Here is a 6567-nt window from a genome sequence, read left to right as displayed (position 1 = left end):
GCGCTCGTGGTTCTCGCGATCTGCTTTGCCGGCGGCCGTACGAAGGATGCCGATTGCGAGGCGGGCGTCGCCGGCGGCCGCGTCGGCGATCCGGTAGAGCTGGTCGTCGGTGATGACGTCCTCGTCGAGCCCCCACTTTGCCCGAGCACTCAGGATGTCGTACAGCTGCTCGTCGTGGTACTTGTCCATCCGGACGTGCTCGCTGGAGCGCAGTCGGCTCACGAGGCGGTCGTCGACGCGGCTGAACAGCTCCTCTTCCTTGTTCGCGATGCAGATGATCGCGAACTGCGGGAGGCTGTGGAGGTCGTAAATGACGCTGGGGTCTTCGAGCTGGTCGACCTCGTCGAGGATGATGACCGTTCGCGGGCCGTCGTGCTGCTGGAGCCGGTCGACGAGTTCGTCGTGAGGCGTCGACTGCCGGTGGATGTCGATGGTCGCGCCGAGGTCGTCGAGGATCTGGTAGAGCGTCCGAAATCGGGTGTAGTTACGCCAGCAGTTGACGTAGGTGGTCTCGACGTTGAGCACCTCCTCACGTAGGCGTTCGGTGACGAACTTCGAGATGCACGTCTTGCCGGCGCCGCTGGGTCCAGTGACGATGGCCGTGTCGGCGGGGTCACCGTTCGTGATGGGCTCGAGAACGCTAGAGAGATGGTTGACTTCGGCGTCGCGATGCTCAACTTCCCGAGGGACGAATCCGGCGCGGAGAACGCGAGCATCGCGGATCATCTGTTACTGCTCGACTTGTTTCCCGTCTAGTCATAAAAGCGTGACCGGGTTGTTTCCGGAAAGTACTCTCACAGAGGTTCCAATAGTGCTGAAAAACAGTCACAAAGCCTGGATATTGTGTTTTTCAGGGTCTCACAGTCCCTCAATTCCGGAAACGTCCTACTTCCTGAATTTGGTTACCGGCGGAACCATTCGAGTAGATGTTCGAGGGCATCTTCGCCACCGGAAACAAGACGGATTGCTTTCGCGGCGATGGAGACGCGATCATCAGCTGTCATCAGTCCCAGTCGCTCTCCCCAACCAACGGCTGACGCAATAATTGGAACCACTTTCACGACTAGTGCTGCGAGGATTACTGGGAGCAGAACGATCATTATTAGAATAGTCTTGAACACTCCAGGTGCGAATTCCGAGAGGAGGCTGAGAACTACAAATCCCAAGACAACGGCCCTGTTGAAACCCTCAACAGGTGATAGGTTTTCGACGACCATGATATAGAACGCAACCATCGGAAAGGTGACATAATACTACGATAGAATGTTATAGAACATGCCTACACCCGATTATTGGCAATATACTTATGATATCGAGCGACAACAGGTATTCGGTTATGTCAGACATTAACCTCAACCGCCGATCGACACTCAAGGCGCTTGGTGCGGGTCTCCTCACCGCTGGTTCCTTTAGTGGATCTGCAACCGCCCACAAAGGTGGTCTCAAGGGTGAACTCGCCGAAGTCCGATCAGCAACTGCAAAGTACAACGATCCGGCCAACGCGTACGCGGATGGGTTCATGGCCTTTGGCGAGTCTGGCCCCATCCCGCTCGAAGACGTCGTCAGTGAAGCAGAATCCATCTGTGGCATGGGCTTCCACTTCGCGAATTTTGACAATTTTGGGACGTACGACCGCCTGAAGCCGCAAGTCCTCGTCTACGGTGTGGATGATGATGGCGATCTCATCCTCGGTGCCGTCGAGTACATCATTCCAGACGAGATCACCGGCGGAAATCCCGACCTCTTCACCCATGATGATGGGGAGGAACACTGGGATGCCGGCCCGTTCCCGGGTGTTCACTCGCTACACGTCTGGGTCCACACCCACAACCCCGATGGAGTGTTCAACCACACCAACCCCCGAAAACAATTCAGCCCGGACGGGTGCTTGAATCACTAATCGCGCACTAGATTTATCCGCTGTATTTGACAGCCCATCCCTCACTGTATCGATGGTTTCCCGACTACTGGTACGAATCGGCGAGGGCTATTTCGACGTTATGAACGACACATTTGATTACGAGTTCGCGGAACTGCTTCCACCAGACACGTGATTGGACGAACGCACCGAATTTCTGCTTGATAGCAGCGTTCACCGTCTCGTTCATGTTCCGCTGATTGTAGAGATCGCTGTCCAGTCGTGCGTTCCACGCCTTGTGGAGTGACGTGAACTCACGATGCTTGATGAGTGGTCGAATACTATTATCGCGGGCGAGCTGACGAAGTTTCTGGTCACCGTATCCTTTGTCTCCAGTCAACACCGCGATTGAGTCCGCGTTCCGTTTCACTACTTGGGGAGCAATCTGCGTGTCGTGTTTTCGCGTCGTAGTTACGTGAATATCGAGAATCACGTTGGTTGCTGTATCAACCAAGAGTGTCGTCTTCAGTTGCTGAATCGTGAGGTTCGCTCGCTTCGTGTAATGAGCAGAGGCGTGTGCCCGTTCGAAGCCAGAGGCATCAATCCCGGCCACACCGTCCAGCGGGAGATCGCAGAACGAGACGTTCAACAGGACGCGCCAGACGGCCATCTCCAAGCGGTCGAACGCCTTACAAAGCGTCGAAGGAGCAGGAATTGAGTCGAGGTCAAGGGCATCGCGGATACGCGGCATCTCGATGAGTTCGTCAACGAGGTCGCGGTACGTCGTTGTCTTCTTGACTTTCAGGCAGAGCAGAACGACGTGTTGCCGGAGTGTAAATCGTTTCCGCGAATATCTCGTTGAGAACCGTGCAACACCACGGCGAGCCAACGCCATAGCACGTTCAACGAACCGGAGAAGACGTGACTTTGGGAGGCCATCCATTTTACTTCGCGCTATTCACTCGTCATGTTTCTCAGCAAGGGTTTCAACAAGGCCAAGACAACCCAATTACGAACGAGTTCAAAAGCGCTAGCGTTATAGAACCGATCATAGACCCAGAAGAGGAATCGCAACCATACTCCTGGCTGAGGATGACCTGAATCCGAATCTGCGGATTTCGTGGCCATTATGGAAGCTTATACTGCAGGCTCATCTCCGTACGAATGGGAAATTTGAGCCAAGATTTTGCTTTTGAGTTCATCCCAGTCCGGCTGATCCTTTTTTGATTCCATCTGCTCGATCCATTGCTGGTCGAATTCGAACAGCAAGTAATCTGAGTTCTCTGAACAGCGGATAATGCCCTTCACGTTCTCAAATACACCTTTTCGACAAGCCATCAGGAAGACTTCAGGGACCATCTCACGGACCTGATTTTGTTCCTCCCGTGGCGCTAGATCTCCCTCATACTCTAATTCAAGTACGACAGTTTCCTCGCGAACTGCGAGGTTCTCGTAGTGAAGCTGTGGAATGCGGGTATTATTCTGAAGATAGTTGATGAAGGGCTGATAGCTCCGGCGAGTTGAGGGCATAGTACAATTCGGAGTGTCGTTTTTAATAGGTCTTGTGCTGAGAATACTGCCACTGACCATCAGAACTCTCTTTGGTGCTGTCTAAGACTGGCCTGAATATATGGAATTCCCAGAAGAAATGGTCGGGGTTGCACTCGCCATTTTGTCGATCATCAGCGGCTTCCTTTTCATAACAGCGGGAATCGGGCTCTCATTGGTTCCTCCAACGGTACCGATTTTCGGATCCGCTTCTCAAATCTCCTCTGTACTCTACGTATCTGGTGGTGGTATACTCGTGACGGTGGGCTGTGTAGGAATATACTCGATATTCCGGGATTCACTCGGAAGTTCGCGTGGAAGAGGAGGATTCAACCGATAATCTGTCCGGTCGACAGTCTATTCCACTTCAGCGAAATCTGCTGTTCCAGCCAACCCCAGAACTGCTACAACCTCTACTTTCACCCTGGTTAGCGTGCCTTTTTGAAACTACAGCCAAGTGTTAGATATATGGACGACAAGAGTAAGAATCAGCTCGGCGGTGGGGCGATCGGCGGTGCCCTTGGGGCAGCAGCTGGCGGCCCGGCTGGTGCAGTCGTCGGTGCAACACTTGGCGGGTGGCTGTTTGGTCGAGAGAGCGATCACAACGACACTCTCCGCAAGACGTATTCGGCAGTCAAAGAAGCGACGAGTGACGAAGCGCATCTTTACGTCTCCCATATCGACCCAGACGGAGCCGCATCGACGAGTCCTCAGGGCGTAATCGACGGAGTCAACGGGGAACCCGATATCATTTCGATTGATTCCACGAGCGCGAACTTGATCGTCGAGGTAGAGACGATGGAGGCTATCGCCGAAAACGGGAGTCACGCACTGAACCAGCTTCAGGACTACCGGACGTCGGGGTTCAAACGGGTTCTTGTTGTCCCTGAAGAGGAGATTGACGCTGCAATCGAGTGGGTAGAAGCACACGAAGACCAAGGTGCCTTGGAGGGGTCACTCACCGTCGCGTCTCCCGAGCGAATCGCAAATGTCCTCTAATCTCCCGAGCTACGACGACCTGGTGCGGTTCTCGATGAATTCCTGCGCCCATTGATTGAGGAACTCCACTGTCTCTGACCGGTCCTCAACTGAGCCACCGTCCGTAAGTTGGACGAGCGACGTGTCCGCAGCGTCTTCTTCGGTCCACCCGGTCACAACCCACGGCTTCTCAGCGGTTCCGACTATTTCTCCGTCAGAATTCGCAGTACAGGCGGATTGGGTGAGATTCAACCGATCCGACGTTTCGACGAGCGTCGCTGCTAACCAGTTGAACAACGGACTCCCTGGAGCGAGGAATCGGAGTGAGGGGTACTCGTCAGCCGTATCGGGGTCGAAGGTTATCCCTATTCCTTGGTGCTGATTTGCGATGCTCGCTGCGAGGGTATCCTCACTTTCCTCCGCTGTGATGGGAGCGTCCCCCGGATGCTGAAGGCAGTAGATGAATTCTGCATCTTCCGGTTCAGTGAGGTCGAATTCGAAATCCAGGTGCGACAGTAGATCAAACCGAATCCCCGCCTCGGTGAGCGTTTCGTTCTCCAAAAAGACTCCCTTGGCGGCGTCTACGGTAAAGACGGGGTCTCGGTTTTCACTCGGGTTCCCGACCTTTCCGAGATCAGGATGGGAATAGGTTTCCCAAGCGTCCAGACGCGCTTCTTGGATAACCTGTTCACGTAGTGGTCGGTCGCTGTCGACCTCTGCGAGTGAATCCTTGAGCTCTACTGGGTCGTCCTCACCTTGCTGTTCCTCGATATCTTGGTCAATATCTCGTTCGAGTTCTTCATACTCCTCGCTGTCCGCCTTCGCCCCTTCTACCATCGTCGCCTCTCGAATCTTCGACCCGACACTGGATAGAATCGGCTGCATATCGCCAACGACGTACTCAAACAGACCGATCCGGTCGTCTAGTCGGTCATAGATATCTGATTCGACGGTGTCCTCGTAGCTGTAGTTGAGGATGTAGACGTCGTCGTATTCCTGACCGATGCGGTCGATACGTCCGATCCGCTGCTCCACTCGCATCGGATTCCACGGGAGGTCATAGTTGATCATCGCACCGCATTCCTGCAGGTTCAGCCCCTCACTTGCAGAGTCCGTACATACGAGAATATCGACCTCTCCGTCGTTGTCGGAGAATTCTCGCTTGACACGTTCCTTCCCCACGTTTCGCCAGGCGTCTGCTTCTTCATCGTACATCTCGCCGCCGTCGCCCGAGTAACAGGCGATATTCTCGCCGTACTTCCACCGCAGTTGCTGGCGGACGAAGTGCATCGTGTCTTTGTACTGCGTGAAGACGATGATTCGACTCCGTCCCTTCCGATCGAGCATGTCGAGGTCCTCGTACAGCTGATCCATCTTCGGGTCGTCATCGACCTGCTTGACCTCCTGGATGAACGACTCCAGTTCCTCGATCTCCTCCTTGAGAAGATTGATCCCCTCGTCAGTAAGACTCGGTGCGAGTTCGGTGAGATCGACATTCAGCACGTCCTCGCCGGCGTCCTCCAACTCGGCGATCTCGTCTTCACTGTATTCGCTAAGTGCGTCTAGGGCCGCCTGCCGATCCTCATCCTGGTCGTCCCGAATTCGTTTTCGCCGTTCGAGTACCTTCCGCTGCGTTCGAAGTTTCTCCAACCGCGTAGAGAGACTCTGTGAAATCGCGTATACACTGCTAGTAAGCCGCTGGCGATACGTCGTCATCACGAACCCAATGGCGCGGGCTTCCGTCTCTGTTGACTGCTGTGCCTTCTTGTAGAAGGTTCGGGTGTATTCGTCGATTCGATCATACACCCGACGGGTTTGCTCGTTGAGTTCGATACGCCGTCGCTCGGGCTTTCTGGTCGGGACCGTTTCTTCGAGCAGCCCTGCTTTGCGATATTTCCTAAGGGTATCCCGGGTATTGCGGTGGATGCAGGCATCGACGGGGGTTGCCCACGAAAGTACGTCTTGGAGTACCTTCCAGCCGTCCTCGCTGAGTTCGTCGAGGGCGTCGAGACGGTCGCTTCGTGAGGAAATAATCATCTCCTCATTCAGGACTGATTCCGGATACAGCAGCCGTTTGAGCTTGGTATCTTCATCCGCTCCGAACGGATCGATTTGCTCCTCAATCGCGGCGTCCACCTTCCGTCGGTAGTCGTCGTACTCCTGGCCATACCCTCGTGCCAAGT

7 protein-coding genes are annotated in these 6567 nt (G+C 54.6%); 2 read left to right on the top strand and 5 right to left on the bottom strand.

What is annotated here, in order from left to right; genetic code table 11:
- Positions 1-726, bottom strand: a 726-nt coding sequence (locus ACNS84_RS15115) for a Cdc6/Cdc18 family protein (protein WP_435075692.1), incomplete at its 3' end; no start/stop codon positions are given.
- A gap of 176 nt (positions 727-902) precedes the next feature.
- The gene (locus ACNS84_RS15110; RefSeq protein WP_435075691.1) at positions 903-1217 is read right to left on the bottom strand and encodes a hypothetical protein; all 315 of its coding nucleotides are present in this window, start codon (positions 1215-1217) and stop codon (positions 903-905) included.
- A gap of 119 nt (positions 1218-1336) precedes the next feature.
- On the opposite strand from ACNS84_RS15110, the gene ACNS84_RS15105 reads away from it, so the two are divergent.
- Positions 1337-1900: a hypothetical protein gene (locus ACNS84_RS15105; RefSeq protein WP_435075690.1), complete on the top strand. Its 564-nt coding sequence runs from the start codon at positions 1337-1339 to the stop codon at positions 1898-1900.
- A 64-nt stretch (positions 1901-1964) separates the two neighbouring features.
- On the opposite strand, the gene ACNS84_RS15100 is transcribed toward ACNS84_RS15105, so the two are convergent.
- Positions 1965-2801: an IS5 family transposase gene (locus tag ACNS84_RS15100; RefSeq protein ID WP_435075689.1), complete on the bottom strand. Its 837-nt coding sequence runs from the start codon at positions 2799-2801 to the stop codon at positions 1965-1967.
- 194 nt (positions 2802-2995) lie between these two features.
- The gene (locus ACNS84_RS15095; RefSeq protein ID WP_435075688.1) at positions 2996-3388 is read right to left on the bottom strand and encodes a hypothetical protein; all 393 of its coding nucleotides are present in this window, start codon (positions 3386-3388) and stop codon (positions 2996-2998) included.
- A gap of 486 nt (positions 3389-3874) precedes the next feature.
- Between ACNS84_RS15095 and ACNS84_RS15090 the strand changes: the two genes are divergently transcribed.
- Entirely contained in the window at positions 3875-4405 is a 531-nt protein-coding gene (locus tag ACNS84_RS15090; protein ID WP_435075687.1) for a hypothetical protein, read from the top strand.
- A 9-nt stretch (positions 4406-4414) separates the two neighbouring features.
- Here ACNS84_RS15090 and ACNS84_RS15085 read toward each other — a convergent pair whose 3' ends face one another.
- Entirely contained in the window at positions 4415-6520 is a 2106-nt protein-coding gene (locus ACNS84_RS15085) for a helicase-related protein (protein ID WP_435075686.1), read from the bottom strand.
- Positions 6521-6567 lie beyond the last annotated feature (47 nt).

The sequence above is a fragment of the Halorubrum wangae genome (assembly GCF_051194135.1).
Classification (GTDB): Archaea; Halobacteriota; Halobacteria; order Halobacteriales; family Haloferacaceae; genus Halorubrum.
This window is presented reverse-complemented; position numbering and strand designations above follow the sequence as displayed.

What these genes read in the sequence shown, in the direction of transcription:
- ACNS84_RS15090 (WP_435075687.1), top strand. Translation starts at nt 3,875, where the DNA reads ATGGACGACAAGAGTAAGAATCAGCTCGGCGGTGGGGCGATCGGCGGT.
- ACNS84_RS15100 (WP_435075689.1), bottom strand. Translation starts at nt 2,801, where the DNA reads ATGGATGGCCTCCCAAAGTCACGTCTTCTCCGGTTCGTTGAACGTGCT.
- ACNS84_RS15110 (WP_435075691.1), bottom strand. Translation starts at nt 1,217, where the DNA reads ATGGTCGTCGAAAACCTATCACCTGTTGAGGGTTTCAACAGGGCCGTT.
- ACNS84_RS15105 (WP_435075690.1), top strand. Translation starts at nt 1,337, where the DNA reads ATGTCAGACATTAACCTCAACCGCCGATCGACACTCAAGGCGCTTGGT.
- ACNS84_RS15095 (WP_435075688.1), bottom strand. Translation starts at nt 3,388, where the DNA reads ATGCCCTCAACTCGCCGGAGCTATCAGCCCTTCATCAACTATCTTCAG.